General features: G+C 68.0%; 14 protein-coding genes and 1 tRNA gene. 10 read left to right on the forward strand and 5 right to left on the reverse strand.

The window, feature by feature from the left end; translation table 11 throughout:
* Positions 1–20 precede the first annotated feature (20 nt).
* On the reverse strand, positions 21–2,768 hold the full coding sequence (aceE, locus tag E1295_RS10655) for a pyruvate dehydrogenase (acetyl-transferring), homodimeric type (RefSeq protein ID WP_132630080.1): 2,748 nt from the start codon (positions 2,766–2,768) through the stop codon (positions 21–23).
* A gap of 608 nt (positions 2,769–3,376) precedes the next feature.
* Between aceE and E1295_RS10660 the strand changes: the two genes are divergently transcribed.
* The 7 genes from E1295_RS10660 (at position 3,377) to E1295_RS10690 (ending at position 6,839) form a co-directional block, all read left to right on the forward strand.
* A complete protein-coding gene (locus tag E1295_RS10660) occupies positions 3,377–3,559 on the forward strand; it encodes a DUF1918 domain-containing protein (protein WP_132630081.1) in 183 nt (60 codons plus the stop codon).
* A gap of 9 nt (positions 3,560–3,568) precedes the next feature.
* Positions 3,569–3,976 carry a secondary thiamine-phosphate synthase enzyme YjbQ gene (locus tag E1295_RS10665; protein ID WP_132630082.1) on the forward strand — a complete coding sequence of 136 codons (408 nt, stop codon included), beginning with the start codon at positions 3,569–3,571 and terminating at the stop codon, positions 3,974–3,976.
* A gap of 117 nt (positions 3,977–4,093) precedes the next feature.
* Positions 4,094–4,519 carry a DUF3052 domain-containing protein gene (locus E1295_RS10670; protein ID WP_132630083.1) on the forward strand — a complete coding sequence of 142 codons (426 nt, stop codon included), beginning with the start codon at positions 4,094–4,096 and terminating at the stop codon, positions 4,517–4,519.
* A 27-nt stretch (positions 4,520–4,546) separates the two neighbouring features.
* The gene (locus E1295_RS10675; RefSeq protein ID WP_132630084.1) at positions 4,547–5,011 is read left to right on the forward strand and encodes a peroxiredoxin; all 465 of its coding nucleotides are present in this window, start codon (positions 4,547–4,549) and stop codon (positions 5,009–5,011) included.
* A 14-nt stretch (positions 5,012–5,025) separates the two neighbouring features.
* Complete coding sequence (locus E1295_RS10680; protein WP_132630085.1) at positions 5,026–5,337, forward strand: hypothetical protein; 312 nt, start codon at positions 5,026–5,028, stop codon at positions 5,335–5,337.
* Between the two features lie 459 nt (positions 5,338–5,796).
* Positions 5,797–6,747 carry an ROK family protein gene (locus tag E1295_RS10685; RefSeq protein ID WP_246079961.1) on the forward strand — a complete coding sequence of 317 codons (951 nt, stop codon included), beginning with the start codon at positions 5,797–5,799 and terminating at the stop codon, positions 6,745–6,747.
* A gap of 17 nt (positions 6,748–6,764) precedes the next feature.
* Positions 6,765–6,839: transfer RNA gene (locus E1295_RS10690), tRNA-Val, on the forward strand.
* A 56-nt stretch (positions 6,840–6,895) separates the two neighbouring features.
* On the opposite strand, the gene E1295_RS10695 is transcribed toward E1295_RS10690, so the two are convergent.
* Together E1295_RS10695 and E1295_RS50800 are read right to left on the reverse strand one after the other, a co-directional pair.
* Positions 6,896–7,342 carry a tyrosine-type recombinase/integrase gene (locus tag E1295_RS10695; RefSeq protein WP_281284731.1) on the reverse strand — a complete coding sequence of 149 codons (447 nt, stop codon included), beginning with the start codon at positions 7,340–7,342 and terminating at the stop codon, positions 6,896–6,898.
* A 13-nt stretch (positions 7,343–7,355) separates the two neighbouring features.
* Positions 7,356–7,625, reverse strand: coding sequence for a hypothetical protein (locus E1295_RS50800; protein ID WP_246079963.1), 270 nt, complete (start codon positions 7,623–7,625; stop codon positions 7,356–7,358).
* 706 nt (positions 7,626–8,331) lie between these two features.
* Here E1295_RS50800 and E1295_RS10700 point away from each other — a divergent pair.
* Positions 8,332–8,829: an Imm21 family immunity protein gene (locus E1295_RS10700; protein WP_132630087.1), complete on the forward strand. Its 498-nt coding sequence runs from the start codon at positions 8,332–8,334 to the stop codon at positions 8,827–8,829.
* Positions 8,830–9,170: 341 nt separating this feature from the next.
* A complete protein-coding gene (locus E1295_RS10705; RefSeq protein WP_132630088.1) occupies positions 9,171–9,359 on the forward strand; it encodes a hypothetical protein in 189 nt (62 codons plus the stop codon).
* 153 nt (positions 9,360–9,512) lie between these two features.
* Here E1295_RS10705 and E1295_RS10710 read toward each other — a convergent pair whose 3' ends face one another.
* Both E1295_RS10710 and E1295_RS10715 read right to left on the reverse strand, forming a co-directional pair.
* Complete coding sequence (locus tag E1295_RS10710; RefSeq protein ID WP_132630089.1) at positions 9,513–10,103, reverse strand: DUF4240 domain-containing protein; 591 nt, start codon at positions 10,101–10,103, stop codon at positions 9,513–9,515.
* Positions 10,104–10,253: 150 nt separating this feature from the next.
* Positions 10,254–10,838 carry a GNAT family N-acetyltransferase gene (locus E1295_RS10715; RefSeq protein WP_132630090.1) on the reverse strand — a complete coding sequence of 195 codons (585 nt, stop codon included), beginning with the start codon at positions 10,836–10,838 and terminating at the stop codon, positions 10,254–10,256.
* Positions 10,839–11,137: 299 nt separating this feature from the next.
* Between E1295_RS10715 and E1295_RS10720 the strand changes: the two genes are divergently transcribed.
* Positions 11,138–14,359: a S8 family peptidase gene (locus E1295_RS10720; RefSeq protein WP_132630091.1), complete on the forward strand. Its 3,222-nt coding sequence runs from the start codon at positions 11,138–11,140 to the stop codon at positions 14,357–14,359.
* The last annotated feature ends 130 nt before the right edge of the window (positions 14,360–14,489 follow it).

Below are 14,489 nucleotides of genomic sequence, written 5' to 3' on the forward strand. Positions count from 1 at the left end.
GAGCGCCGTGATCGGACGGTTCAGACGCCCATCGACTGGGTGTCGTTGCTCTCGGCGCCGCCGGCCTCGGTGACGCCGTTTTTCAGGTGATAGCGGGCGATGGCCTCGCGCAGCACCTCGCCGCCGAGCTCGCCCTGCCTGACCAGGCTGGACAGCACGGCCAGCGTGATGGACGCGGCGTCCACGTGGAAGTGGCGGCGCAGCGCCGAGCGGGTGTCGGACAGGCCGTACCCGTCGGTGCCCAGCGAGGACCAGTCACCCGGCACCCACTGCGCGATCTGGTCCTGGACGGCCTTCATGTAGTCGCTGACGCCCACGAACGGGCCGCGCGCCTGCGACAGCACTTGCGTCACGTAGGGCACGCGCCGCTCGGCGTCGGGGTTGAGAAGGTTGTGCTCCTCACAGGCCAGGGCCTCGCGGCGCAGCTCGGTCCACGACGTCGCCGACCACACGTCGGCCGACACGCCCCAGTCCTCGGCCAGCAGCCGCTGCGCCTCCATGGCCCACGGCCCGGCGACGCCCGAGGACAGGATGTTGGCCTTCGGGCCCTGCGTCTGCGGCCCCTCGGCGAACTTGTACAGGCCCTTGAGCAGGCCCTGCACGTCGATGTGCGCGGGCTGCGCCGGCTGCAGGTAGGGCTCGTTGTAGACGGTCAGGTAGTAGAAGATGTCCTCCGGCTGGTCGCCGTACATCCTCCTGAGGCCGTCCTGGACGATGTGGGCCACCTCGAACGCCCAGGAAGGGTCGTAGATGACCGCGGACGGATTGGTCGAGCCGATGAGCGGCGTGTGGCCGTCCTCGTGCTGCAGGCCCTCGCCGTTGAGCGTGGTGCGGCCGGCGGTGGCGCCGAGCAGGAAACCACGGCCCATCTGGTCGCCCATGGCCCACATCTGGTCGCCGGTGCGCTGGAACCCGAACATCGAGTAGAAGATGTAGATCGGGATCATGTGCTCGCCGTGGGTGGCGTACGACGTGCCGGCGGCGATGGTCGAGGCCATCGACCCCGACTCGCTGATGCCCTCGTGCAGGATCTGCCCCTGCACCGCCTCCTTGTACGACAGCAGCAGTTCCCTGTCGACGGCCTCGTAGGTCTGGCCGTGCGGCGAGTAGATCTTCGCCGTCGGGAACATGGCGTCGAGGCCGAACGTACGGGCCTCGTCGGGGATGATCGGCACGAACCTGTGGCCGATCTCCTTGTCGCGCATGAGGTCCTTCAGCAGCCGCACGAACGCCATCGTGGTGGCGACCTGCTGCTTGCCCGACCCCTTCTGGAAGGTGGAGTAGACCTCGTCGCCGGGCAGTTTGACCGGTTTGGCGCGGACGACCCGTTTGGGCAGCACGCCGCCGAGCGCGGCGCGGCGCTCCATCATGTACTGGATCTCGGGGTCGTTCTCGCCCGGGTGGAAGTAGGGAGGCAGCTCGCCCTCGAGCGCGGAGTCGGGGATCGGCAGGTAGAGCCGGTCGCGGAACTCCTTGAGCTCGGCCTTGGTGAGCTTCTTCATCTGGTGGGTGGCGTTGCGCGCCTCGAAGTCCTTGCCCAGCGTCCAGCCCTTGATGGTCTGGGCGAGGATCACGGTCGGCTGGCCGACGTGCTCGCGGGCCGCCTTGAACGCGGCGTAGACCTTGCGGTAGTCGTGGCCGCCGCGCGACAGCTTGCGGATGTCGTCGTCGGTCAGGTGCTCGGCCATCTTGCGCAGGCGCGGGTCGGAGCCGAAGAAGTGCTCGCGGATGTAGGCGCCCGACTCGACCGAGTAGGTCTGGAACTGGCCGTCGGGCGTCGTGTTCATCTGGTTGACCAGCACGCCGTCGACGTCGGCCGCCAGCAGCGGGTCCCAGTCGCGGCCCCACACGACCTTGATGACGTTCCAGCCGGCGCCGCGGAAGTAGGACTCCAGCTCCTGGATGATCTTGCCGTTGCCGCGTACCGGGCCGTCGAGCCGCTGCAGGTTGCAGTTGATCACGAACGTGAGGTTGTCGAGCTCCTCGCGCGCCGCCAGGCCGATGGCGCCGAGCGACTCGGGCTCGTCCATCTCGCCGTCGCCGAGGAACGCCCACACGTGGCTGCGGCTGGTGTCCTTGAGCTGCCGGTTGAGCAGGTAGCGGTTGAAGCGCGCCTGGTAGATCGCGCCGATCGGGCCGAGGCCCATGGAGACCGTCGGGAACTCCCAGAAGTCCGGCATCAGCCGCGGATGGGGATAGGAGGGCAGCCCGTGGAAGCCGTGCGACAGCTCCTGCCTGAACGCGTCGAGCTGGGCCTCGTTGAGCCGGCCTTCGAGGAAGGCGCGGGCGTAGATGCCCGGTGCGGCGTGCCCCTGGAAGAAGACCTGGTCGCCCGACTCGCCGTGGTCCTTGCCGCGGAAGAAGTGGTTGAAGCCCACCTCGTAGAGCGAGGCGGCCGAGGCGTAGGTGGCGATGTGGCCGCCCACGTTGGTGCGGGCGTTGGCCCTGGACACCATGATGGCCGCGTTCCAGCGGATGTAGGCGCGGATGCGGCGTTCGACGTGCTCGTCACCGGGGAACCACGGCTCGCGCTCCGGCGGGATCGTGTTGATGTAGTCGGTGCTGCGCAGGCCCGGCACGCCGACCTGGTGCTCGCGGGCCCGCTCGAGCATGCGGAGCATGAGGTAGCGGGCTCTGGTGCGGCCTTCGGTCTTGACGACGTTGTCGAGAGACTCGAGCCACTCGTTGGTCTCACTGGGATCGACATCAGGCAGCTGGCTGGGTAGGCCGTCGCTGATGATCGAGAAACGCTGGCGTCCGGAAGCCACTGGGTCTCGCCTTCCGAGGTGGACTGATGACTGGTCTGGGTCGCCTTCCATCCTGGTCGCTAGTCGGAGAAAACGCATCTCTACTCGCCGGTAACCAGGGTGTCCCTGCTGGCAGGAGGGGTGCCGATGGCCTAGACCACCGATGGTAGGACGAATCTCGCCACAGGTTACATCCCAGGAGCAAATTAACAAGACAGGAAAACTGACGAAATTTCGCTCGATGTCTTGAGGTGGTCCTGGTCGGTCGGCGTCGTACGGGAACCTGCCCTGGCGGGGCGGGGGTACACGTCCTGGCGCCGTGCCGCGCGAGTCTAGCTCCCTTGCTCTGTGACCCCGGACGGGGGGCGGGTGTCGTATCCATGGAGAGGGTCTCGCGCGCGCGTATAGAGACGTGTGTCATCGTCGTGTGCGGCGGACGGCGTCGCGTGGCGGCGCTTCTTGTTCGCCCAGAGGGAAATCGGGTCCGGGGAGCCGGCTCGCCGGCCGCCACGGTCAGTTCCGCGTAACGTTTTGGTCATCATTCTTCTTGTCGGAGCCAGGCGGGCAAAATATCCCTTGTCTCCGGATACGGTCTTTTCCTGCGGCCTTCGGAGTATCAGTCTGGAGGTATGAATGCGACGGTAGGCGACCGGCTCCTGGTGCACGGGAATACCGTTGGCGAAAGGGACCGGATCGGAGTAATCGTGGAGGTCCAAGGTCCGGACGGCGGGCCTCCCTACAGGGTGCGGTTCGACGACGGCCACACGGGGCTGGTGTTTCCCGGTCCTGATGCGGTCGTTGTCCCTAAGTAAGATTTGCCTGTGAGATCTGAAATCATCTCTGTGACCACCGGTTCACGAGAGACGGTGCACGACATCACGGCCGAATGCGCCGACTTCGTGCGCGGGCAGGGCGGAGACGGTTTGCTGCACGTTTTCGTGCCGCACGCCACCGCCGGGATCGCGCTGCTCGAGCTGGGCTCGGGCAGCGACGACGATCTGCTCGCCGCGCTGCGCGACCTGCTGCCGCCCGACGACCGCTGGCGTCACGCCCACGGTTCGGCCGGGCACGGAAGGTCACATGTCATGCCGGCGCTGATCCCGCCCTATGCCACGATCCCCGTGCTGGGCGGGAGTTTGGCGCTGGGCACCTGGCAGTCGGTGGCACTGGTCGACCTGAACATCGACAACCCGCAACGCCAGGTTCGCCTGTCGTTTTTGTCTGATTGATTCTGGCCGACTACGGCCGTACCCGTGGCGACCGTTGACGACCGAGGGTCACAGCGTGTGGACTGTGCCGAAGCGATAAACCGCATAAGCGGGGCCACTCAAGCAGGAGGGATAAACGTGAGCGCGACCGCGGGTCAGGCGCAGGGCGAGCGCGGCCTGGCCGAACGACTCGGCCTCAAGCCGGGTCAGGTGGTGCAGGAGATCGGTTGGGACGAGGACGTCGACAACGAGCTTCGTGACTCCATCGAAGACCTGACCGGCAACGAGCTGCTGGACGAGGAGAGTGATGACGTCGTCGATGTGGCGCTGCTGTGGTGGCGCGACGGCGACGGAGACCTCTTCGACGCACTGACCAACGCCATGCGATCACTCGCCAAGGGCGGCCAGATCTGGCTGCTGACTCCCAAGGCCGGGCGCGATGGCCACGTGGAGCCGAGCGACATCGGGGAGGACGCCACGACCGCGGGTCTCTCGCAGACCAGCAGCATCTCCGCCGCCCCCGACTGGTCAGGCACGAGGCTCGTGACGCCCAAAGGACGGTAGGAGCTCGAGCGCCCGCCGTACGGCAGGATGGGTCACGTGAACGCACATCCTGCCGAGGTCGGCGCTCAGGCTCCTGATTTCGAGCTGCAGGACCAGCACGGCACGCCGGTGCGCCTGTCCCAGTTCCGGGGCGCCAATGTCGTGCTGGTCTTCTACCCGCTGGCCTTCAGCGGGATCTGCCACGGCGAGCTGTCCGCGCTGCGCGACAACCCGCTCGACGGGGCACACCTGCTGACCGTCTCGGTCGACTCCATGTTCGCGCAGCGTGCGTGGGCGGATCGCGAGGGTTACACCTTCGCGCTCCTCTCCGATTTCTGGCCACACGGACAGGTCGCGCGGGCGTACGGTGTCTTCGATGAGGCGAAGGGGCTTGCGCTACGGGGGACCTTCATCATCGACGGCGAGGGCGTGATCCGGTGGAAGGTGGTCAATCCGACCTCCACCGCACGTGACGTCGCCGACTACGTGAAGGCACTCGCCGACATTTCTTAACCTCGGAGGCAACCATGCCCTGCTACCGCTGCGGGGCCCGGCAGACCGACCCGGTGCGCGGCGCCAGCCCGTGGCAGCGCGGGGTGCGCGACGAGTCCCAGGTGCTGATCTGCCCGGACTGTCAACGGCTGCACGACCACGACCTGGACTCGTGCTCCACCTGCGGGTCCACGACGCTGATCCGCCGGCTCGGCGAAGTGGAGTGCCGGTCCTGCGGAGCCGTGCGGATGGCCCGCACCGACACGCTCACCGTCTCGGTGCCGCCTCCGCCCGGGCTCTCCGCGGAAGTGGAGGCCGCGCTCAACAGGGTGCTCGGGCGCGCCTGAGATGCGGCCGAAGTGGGCCTGAGCCGCTTCTGGGCCGTTTCGGGGTCGCTGTCGGCCGTTCGTGGGTCGTTGTCGGGCCGCTTGTGGGTCGTTGTCAGGCCGTGTGCGGCCTGTGTGGGTCGTTGCCGGGCCGTGAGCGGGCCGTTTGCGGGCTGTCCCTGGGGTGCCTGTGGGTGTTGCTTTCCGGGCCGGGTCCGGGTCGCCTTTGGGGTGGCCCTTGGCCGTCCCCGTGTTGTCCGTGGGCCGTCCCGTGCGTTGTCCCTGAGGTGCCCCAGGATTGCCTCTGGGGCGCGCCTGAGCCATGCCTGAGCGGCCGGTGGCGAGGCGCCGCGTCTTGGGCGACGGCTGCGGGTTCGCGGGCCCGTACGCGGGGTTGGGGCGCTTCGGTGCGCATGCCGCGGTCAGCGCTTCGATGGGAACTTTCCGGACATTTGCTGAGCTGCGCTATCGTCTCCTTCCGTGTCCGCAAAGAGTTCGTTCGTTGTAGCGCTCGACGTCGGTGGCACGTCCATGAAGGGCGGCCTGGTCAGCGAGTCCGGCGCGGTGCTGCTGAGCGAGCGGCGCCCGACCCCGCGGGCGGAGGGCCCGGACGCGGTCGTGGCTGCGATCTCGGGCTTCATCACCCATCTGGCCGGCTCGGGCGACGGCGTCCCGGCGGGCGTCGGCCTGGCCGTACCCGGGCTGGTGTCCGACAATTCCGCCGTCTACGCCGCCAACCTGGGCTGGCGCGACGTCCCCGCCACAGATTTCACCACCCTGGACATCCCGGTCAGGCTCGGGCACGACGTACGCACGGGCGGCCTCGCGGAGAGCATCCTCGGGGCGGGCCGCGGCGTCTCCGACTTCCTCTTCCTGCCCATCGGCACGGGCATCGCCGGCGCTTCGATCATCCACGGCGAACCGTACGGCGGCTCGGCGGGCTGGGCCGGCGAGATCGGCCACACCCCCGTCTTCCCGGACGGCGAAGAGTGCGCGTGCGGCCAGCTCGGCTGCCTGGAGACGTACGCCTCGGCCGCCTCGGTGGGGCGCCGCTACAGCGAGCGGGCGGGCGTGGAAGGCGTCAAGGCCGAACAGGTGGTCTCCTCCGACGACCCGATCGCCATCGAGGTATGGGACGAGGCCGTGGAGGCCCTGTCGCTGGCGCTGGCCACGTACACACTGCTGCTGGACCCCTCCCTGATCGTCCTCGGCGGCGGCCTGGCCGAAGCGGGCCCTGCCCTCTTCGACCCGGTACGTACGCGCCTGGTCAAGCGCCTGGCCTTCCGCGACGCCCCGCCCCTGGTGCCGGCGGCGCTCGGGGTGGACGCGGGCATGCTGGGGGCCGCCCTTCTCGGGTGGCGCGCGGCCGGGCGTCCTGAGCTGGGTCCGGAGTGGACGGTGGATGTGCGATCGAAGCCGATGGTGTCGTAAGGTGTAGTGCCGATCAGGGGCGGTTAGCTCAGCGGTAGAGCACTCGCCTTACAAGCGAGGGGTCACTGGTTCGAACCCAGTACCGCCCACCAGCACAAAGAAGCCCCGCAGCGATCATGCTACGGGGCTTTGTGCCATTAACGTGCCATTAGCTGACGCGGACGAGCACTCCCGAAGATCCATCGTCATGGTCCGGGTTGCTCTCGGCGATCTTGGCGTTCATGGCGTCTGCGATCTTCCGATCGGCTTCTGCCGTACTGTGCTGGTAGATCATCGCGGCGCGCACGGAGTCATGTCCCATTCGCTGCATGAGATCTTTGAGGCTCGCGCCAGAGGCAGCGGCGATCGTGTTTCCGGTGTGCCGGAGATCGTGGAAGTGCAGGCCAGGGAAGCCGATCTTCTTCGTGTTCTCGTCCCACTTGGCCGCGCGTCGGAAGTTGCTCCGCCGCAGGATGCCGCCCCGCAGACCGGTGAAGATCAGGGCTTCCGGTTCGGGACCGGTGAAGGTCTCCAGGTGCTCACGGAGCGCCGGGACGATCGCATCGGGGATGGCCACCGTACGGACGCCTGCTCTCGACTTGGGCGGCCCGACCAGGAGTTCACCCGAGTCAAGGGCGGCGCTCCGCGCCGCCGCGCAGCCCTGCGCTCGGCCGCACGCTGCGCGTGCGGCCTGAGGGCCGTTCTCGCGTTCGGCCGTGCTCGGACCGCCCTGCGCGGATACGCGCGACATCTACCAGGAACTTGAGCAGGCGATCTAGAACCGTAAGCGCGACTCGCCGGCGAGATGGCTTGCTGGACCAGACCGCAGGCAGGATGATGCTGCCCACCAGGGCGAGGGCGACAAAGGAGAGCATGTAGACGAGAACGACGGCAGTCATGGCACGAGTATGAGACGCGATTTCACCCTTAAGTGACCCAATTGTGGGTCACTTGAAATTCGTGGGGCACTCCGACTCCGGGATGTGCGGAAAGACTGCCAGGGCCTCATCGGGCTGGGGTCGTTAGCCTGATCATCCCGCCCGCTATCGACCCCGGGACAAGCCGAGCAGACCAGGGCTACGGGTACCAGATCGTTCGTCCGGCGGGGCGCTCCATCTGGTACCCGTAGCCCTGGCCCGCTTACCCTTCGGGCGGGGTCGACGGCAGACGGGATGATCAGGAGGAGCGGTGTGCGCGGCGGGTGCCGCGTGCGTGCCACAGGGCCGTGCCGTACCGTGCCAGATCTCGCTGGCGAACCCCACGTCAAAGGCATGATCGCCGTGCCATTAGCGTGCCATTAGACGAAATCGATCATAGCGTACCGAGCACTCCACAGGGTGGGGTGGTGCAGGTCAAGGCGCACGATTCAGCGATTATGGCTCCTTACAAGCGAGGGGTCACTGGTTCGAACCCAGTACCGGCCACCTGTGAAACAAGCCTCGTTTCCGATTCTGGAAACGCCGGCGCCGGCGTGTCTCCTCAGTCATTTGGCGATCGCCGTCGACGAGGTGGGTCGCTCGGTCAGCGGTGTGCTCCTTGCGTCAGTTTGAGGGCGGTGGTGGTGTGTGATCTCATCGCCGTAGTCATGCGGGCAAGAGGAGGGTTGTGCAGATCTGGGCGGAGTCCTCGGGTGGGCCGCTGGTGCTCGTGGCGGAGAAGGCGCTGAAGGAGTGGACCGGCGCTAAGGGCGACGACTACGAGTTGGCATGTGCGGTCGACGATCTCGGAGTGATCCGGTTCGGTGCGGGTGAGCCGGCTTTGGTGTTCTGGGACGAGCCTGCGAGTGTCACGTACTTCCAGCGGTTGAGGATGTTCGTGCAGTGGGTCTATGGCGATCCCGGTTGTGACGTGGAGCAGGCGGTGTCCGAACTGGGCGATGTCACGTGGGAGCAGGGGCCGGCCATGGACTTCGGTGGGTCGATGGTGCTTCTTGATGCTGCGGTACCGGGGCCGGAGATCCAGATCGACGAGGTACGAGGCGACATGGACGCGGAAGCGATCAGCGTGGAGATCGTGCCGGGCCGGTATCGGGTGGATTGTGGCGAGATCAGGCCAGACGAACACACGTGTTTTCGTTGCTACCGCCTCGTGGCGGTCGCCTAGAGCCATCGTGGACATGCAGCCTCCTGCCACTGCTTGACGAGGGTGACCACGTCGCGAATGTCGGCCTCGGAAACGTAGGCGGCACGGGGGCCGGTCCCGGACGGCGGCGGGACATCGGGCCGGGCACCGGACGCTGCTCCCGCCGTACCAACCGAACGCTCCGACCCGGGGTTGCCATGCCGCCGCACAGTTGCAGCCCTTACGATCGCCACCACATTGCTGGACCGTACGTGCTCGGGGGCGGTCGACGATCCAAAGGTCGTTCCTCACCCTGGCTCACCGAGTATTGGGCTGATCACCGCGCTTGACCCGTGGACTGGCGGATCGCAGGCTGACGAACCATGGGCAGGAGACGCTACGTCGCCAGAGGCGTTCCCGGCGGTTACCGGATCTGGGACAACAAGGCGCGTCGCTGGTGGGGCGACCTCTACGAGTTGTGCCCTGACGACCTGCTCGACGAGCTGAACGGCGCGCGCGACTACGACGAAATCACGGCCCTGCTCAAGCGTTACAGAGCTATGCAACGGTAGGTCGCGCACCCGCGAATACCAGATGCCTGCCGAGGGCCGAAAAGCAGATCAGCAGGGCGGGCGTGCGAGGTGCCAGGCGACTGCTGTCCGTACACTCGTTCTCCGGTCGTGAAAACGATGTTTGAGGGACTAAGTGGGGGAAGACCTGGTGATTCAGGCGCAGCCGTACAGTTCGCGCATGTAACGGTTGATCCGTGGCAGCCTTCGAGCCGACTCCTCCTCGTCGTCCAATTCCCAGTCTTCGTCGCTGGGACAAGGGAGTGCGGAAATCTCATGGCCGCGTGCCCTCAGAGCGTCGTAGAAACCGTCCCTGTCATCGCCGGTTACGTGTTCCCAAGCTTCACCCGCTACGTAGTCCAAGATTTCGAACGTTGGCCAGTCGTCATTCTTCCACGGGGGCCCATGATGCTCCATGGCCACCAGGCGCTGCACCTCCCGCACATCCACCAGGGCGTCTGGGTCATGGGCGACCTGTTCGAAGACCTCCCGCCCCAGACCCACGAGCCACATCTGGAAGTACCAGAAGTCGTCGCCGGAGCCGAATCCGAACAGGGCGCGCATGGCACCCCACATCAACCACGTGTCCACGCGGCGCCTGGCCGAGAGTAGGTACGACTCGAAATCGAGGATGTCCTCGGCTGAGCGTGTTTTCAGCGCTTCCTGAAGCCATGCCGCGCGCGCTCGTTTCCCGCCCGCTGCATGCCCGGATTGCTCTATCAGACGCCAGAATTCATCGGTGTCCATAAGCAGCGATCATGGCAGGGACTGGTGACAGAAACGATGGCGATGGCAGGCCGGCCCAGCGTCTCTTCACAGGTCCAAGGCGACGCTGCTTCGCGCCGGTCCGCCGTCCCGCGTCGGATGCCGAGCCTGCACGTGGTCGGCGGAACGGGCTCAGATGTCTCGGATGCGGGCGTGCAGGTGCATGTCGTGTCTGCCGTCGTCATGTACGGCGGCGCTCCGCTTGGTGCCTTCCAGGAGGTAGCCGGACTTTGTGGCCACCCTGCAGGAAGCCGGGTTGCGCGTGGAGTGGTCCAGTTCCAGGCGGTGGAAGCCGATCTCGTCCATGGCCCAGGTCGTGAGCGCTGTGAGGGCGCGGGAGGCCGCGCCGGCACCGCGGGCCGCCGGGAGCACCCAGTATGCGACGTCCGCTATGCCGTCGTCGAAGTCGAGACCGCGTAGGGCGATCCGGCCGAGCACCTCGCCGCCGTCGCGCGTGACCGCCCAGTGACCGCCCTTCTCCCGTTCCCAGTCCTGCCGATAGGTGTCGAACCACTCCAGGACCTGGGGCTCGGTCGAGGGGCGGCGTGTGTGCCAGCGCTTGATCTCGTCGTCCTGGTAGGCGGAGAGGAACGCCGGTGCGTCGGCCCGCTCCCAGGGACGGAGCAGCAGGCCCCCGGAGGCGGGTACCACGGGTTGGGGTGAGTCGGCGAGGGAGCCCGGGGGAATGGTGGGCGGTGTCGACAGGACACGGGTCATGCGTCATGATCGCCCGACGGCGGCCGCGTACGTCAAGTCAGCGCTGATCGTTCCTGCGTCAGGCCTGCCGTGCCCGACCGTTCCCCGACGGTCGCGACCTGCTCGTGGTGTGGTCTCCCATCGGCCGGTCGTTGGTTGCGGAGGTTCGCGTGGTGTGGTCCCCCATCGGCCGGTCGTCGGTTGCGGAGGCTTGAGTGGCGTGTCGTACATGCGTCATGACCGATGACGCCACCCAGGTTGCTTGATCGCTTAAATCCTCCCCTGCTTGACTCCTCATGTCCTATGAGGAGGAAACGACTATGTTAGGCAGAACGCTCGTAGCGGTGGTCGCGCTGGCGATCCCCTTGGCCGTCGTCCCCCCGGCCGTTGCGGACACCCCACAGCCCGGCTCGGTCGCCGCCAAGAGCGTGACGCTGATCACCGGGGACCGCGTGACCGTGGACGGTGATCGGGTCGGCTTCGAGGCGGGTCCCGGCAGGAAGGACGTCCGGTACGTCACGGAGGGCACCGAGGACGACTGGTCGCTCATCCCGCTGGACGTCGCCGGCGACGTGGCCAGGGGTGTGCTGGATCGCAGCCTCTTCCAGGTGCCCCGGCTGATCGCGGCCGGGCTGGATGACGCCTCGGTCAAGGGACTGCCGCTGATCGTGCAGTACCGGGACGGGGCCGCGCCCAAGACGTCCTTGGCCGGCGCCCGTACGCTGACCTCGATCAACGCCGTGGCGGCCACCGCTCCGCGCGAGCGGGCGGTGTGGGGGCAGCTCGGCCAGGACAGTGCGGTGGCGAAGGTGTGGCTGGACGCGCCCGTCAAGGCCTCGCTCGACCGCAGCGTTCCGCAGATCGGCGCGCCCGAGGCCTGGCAGACCGGGTTCACCGGTGAGGGTGTCAAGGTGGCCGTTCTGGACACCGGCGTCGATGACAAGCACCCCGACCTCGTCGGCCGGGTGGAGGCCGCCCAGAACTTCACCGACAGCGAGGACGCCGTCGACCGGAACGGCCACGGCACTCATGTCGCCGCCACGATCGCCGGTCAGGGGGCCGCGGGGACGCCCGCGCGCAAGGGCGTCGCGCCCGGAGCCCGGCTGCTCAGCGGCAAGGTGCTGAACGACCGCGGCAGCGGCAACGCCTCCGGCATCATCGCCGGCATGGAGTGGGCCGCCCAGCAGGGCGCCAAGATCGTCAACCTGAGCCTCGGCCACCCGGACGAGCCCGGACTCGACCCGCTGGAGCAGGCCGTCGAGCACATCTCCGCCGACAGCGGCGTGCTCTTCGTGATCGCCGCGGGCAACGACGGGCCGGGCGCGAGCACGCTCGGCAGCCCGGGCAGCGCCGACTCGGCGCTCACGGTGGGTGCGGTCGACTCGGAGGACGAGCTCGCGAGCTTCTCCAGCAGAGGCCCCCGCGTGGCGGACTTCGCGATCAAGCCCGACCTGACCGCACCCGGCGTGGACATCACCGCCGCCCAGGCCGGTACGACCGGCCACGTCGCGTACTCCGGCACGTCGATGGCCGCCCCGCACGTCGCCGGCGCCGCCGCCGTCCTGGCCCAGCAGCACCCCGACTGGACGTGGCAGCAGCTCAAGGCGGCCCTGGTCGGCTCGGTCAAGCCGGGTGGGTCACTCACCGACAACGGCGCCGGGCGCGTGGACGTCGCCAAGGCCGTCAAGCAGACCGTCGCCGCCGATGCGGGCACGCTGTCCTTCGGGCACCTGCGCTGGCCGTACGAGGACGAACCGATCGAGCGGACCCTCACCTACCGCAACTCCGGCGCCGAGCCGGTCACGCTCGACCTCGCTCTGGACGCGCCCGAGGGCGTGTACACGCTGGGCGCCACGCAGGTGACGGTCCCCGCGAACGGCACCGCGGCGGTCACCGTCACCGCGCAGGTGAAGTCGTCCCGCCCCGGCGCATTCCCGGGGCGCATCACCGCGACGGGCGGCGGCGTCACCGTCTCCACGCTGGTCAACCTCTCCACCGAGGTGGAGAGCTACGACCTGCACGTGAAGATGATCGACCAGCTGGGTACGGTCCCCGACCGCCCGGACGACTACATGCCGATGACGCTCATGCCGGAGGACGGCGGCCCGCTCATCAAGATCGGCATCAACCACGGCGACAGCGAGGGACCCGTCCGCGTGCCCGCGGGCCGCTATCTGGCCTATGCCGTGCTCCGGACCGCGTTCCCCGACCGTCGCGATGAGCTGAGCGTGGTGCCGGTGCCCGGCCTGGAGGTCAAGGAGGACCGGGAGCTCGTCTTCGACGCCCGGGACGCGCGGCTGCTGAACGTGGCGACCGACCACGCCGACGCCAGGACGGCCGGAGAGACCTTCACCTTCATCCAGGACCGCGAGGACGGCCGGCAGTGGGGGGCGCGGTTCTCCCTCGACCGCTTCTCGCTGCCGCGGAACGTCTCGCCCGATCCGCTGCGTTTCCGTGTGTCGCCCACTGAGGGGAAGACGCGCGGGTTCCGCTTCGAGACGTTCACCCAGCTGGCGGCCCTACGTGCCGACGGTACGTTCACCGACACGCCCTACCAGTACAACCTGCTGCTGCGCAGAGAGGGCTCCGTGCCGGGCTCGTTGCGGGTGCGTGATCGCGAGCTGGGCACCGTACGAGCGCACCTGGCCACCCTCCGGGCCGACGCCACGGGCGCGTTCGGCGCGGGACCCGTCACCGACGGCCCCGGCGGGTCCTACACCTCGTGGAGCCAGGCGGTCGTGTCGTTGCCGGCCACGCCGACCTGGTACTTCACGCCTGGCGTGCCGTGGCGGCGCTCGATCGAGACCATGCCGTCCGGGCGGCTTCACCAGACCGACGAACACGCCGAGGCCGACTCCTACCGAGCCGGTCGTACCGAGAAGGAATGGTGGAACACGGGCGTCGTCGGCCCGGCCCTGCCGGACAACGCCGCCGTGACCAGGAACGACAAGGCCTTCACCATCGCGCGCACACCGCTGTGGTACCCGTCTCGTCCCGGCCGCTCCCTCATGAGCAGCGACTACGGCGGCGGCACCACGACGCTCCTGCGTGACGGCAAGGTCGTGGGTACGGCCGACAAGCTGCCCGGCACGGTGACCTTCCCCGTCGAGCCAGGTCGCGGGCGTTTCCAGCTCGTCCTGGACGGCACGGTCAACCCCAAGGCCAGCGAGCTGTCCACCAAGGTCAGGACGGAGTGGTCCTTCACCTCGTCGGGTGCCGGTTCGGTGCCGCTGTTCGTGCTACGCGCCAATCCCCAGCTCGACCTGGACAACGCGTCCAGGCCCGGGGTTCTCGTGCTGCCCCTGCGGCTGGAGCGCATGACGGGGGCGACCCGGCAACTGTCCCGCATCGGTGTCGAGGTGTCGCGCGACGGCTCCCGGTGGGTCAAGGCCGTCGTCGTGCCCTCCGGCAAGGACACCTGGAAGGCGATCGTTCCGGTCCTCCCGCGTAAGGGAGAGTTCGCGTCGCTCCGCCTCACGGCGCGCGACACGGCGGGTAACACGGTCGAGCAGACCGTGGAGCGAGCCTTCCGCGTGCGCTGAGCCCTCATTCGCCTGCGGCGACGAGCATGTCCTCTCCGACGGCCTCGGCCTTGGTGCCGGCGTCGTCAGAGGGCATGCTCGCGGGCGTTTCCGGTACACCGGCCAGCACCCACCCGTAACCCCGTCCACC

Source organism: Nonomuraea mesophila, from assembly GCF_004352805.1.
Classification (GTDB): domain Bacteria; phylum Actinomycetota; class Actinomycetes; order Streptosporangiales; family Streptosporangiaceae; genus Nonomuraea; species Nonomuraea longispora.

Coding starts and splice junctions, on each gene's coding strand:
- E1295_RS10660 (WP_132630081.1), top strand. CDS start 3,377: ATGAATGCGACGGTAGGCGACCGGCTCCTGGTGCACGGGAATACCGTT.
- E1295_RS10675 (WP_132630084.1), top strand. CDS start 4,547: ATGGGTCACGTGAACGCACATCCTGCCGAGGTCGGCGCTCAGGCTCCT.
- E1295_RS10680 (WP_132630085.1), top strand. CDS start 5,026: ATGCCCTGCTACCGCTGCGGGGCCCGGCAGACCGACCCGGTGCGCGGC.
- E1295_RS50800 (WP_246079963.1), bottom strand. CDS start 7,625: ATGACTGCCGTCGTTCTCGTCTACATGCTCTCCTTTGTCGCCCTCGCC.
- E1295_RS10705 (WP_132630088.1), top strand. CDS start 9,171: ATGGGCAGGAGACGCTACGTCGCCAGAGGCGTTCCCGGCGGTTACCGG.
- E1295_RS10710 (WP_132630089.1), bottom strand. CDS start 10,103: ATGGACACCGATGAATTCTGGCGTCTGATAGAGCAATCCGGGCATGCA.
- E1295_RS10715 (WP_132630090.1), bottom strand. CDS start 10,838: ATGACCCGTGTCCTGTCGACACCGCCCACCATTCCCCCGGGCTCCCTC.
- E1295_RS10720 (WP_132630091.1), top strand. CDS start 11,138: ATGTTAGGCAGAACGCTCGTAGCGGTGGTCGCGCTGGCGATCCCCTTG.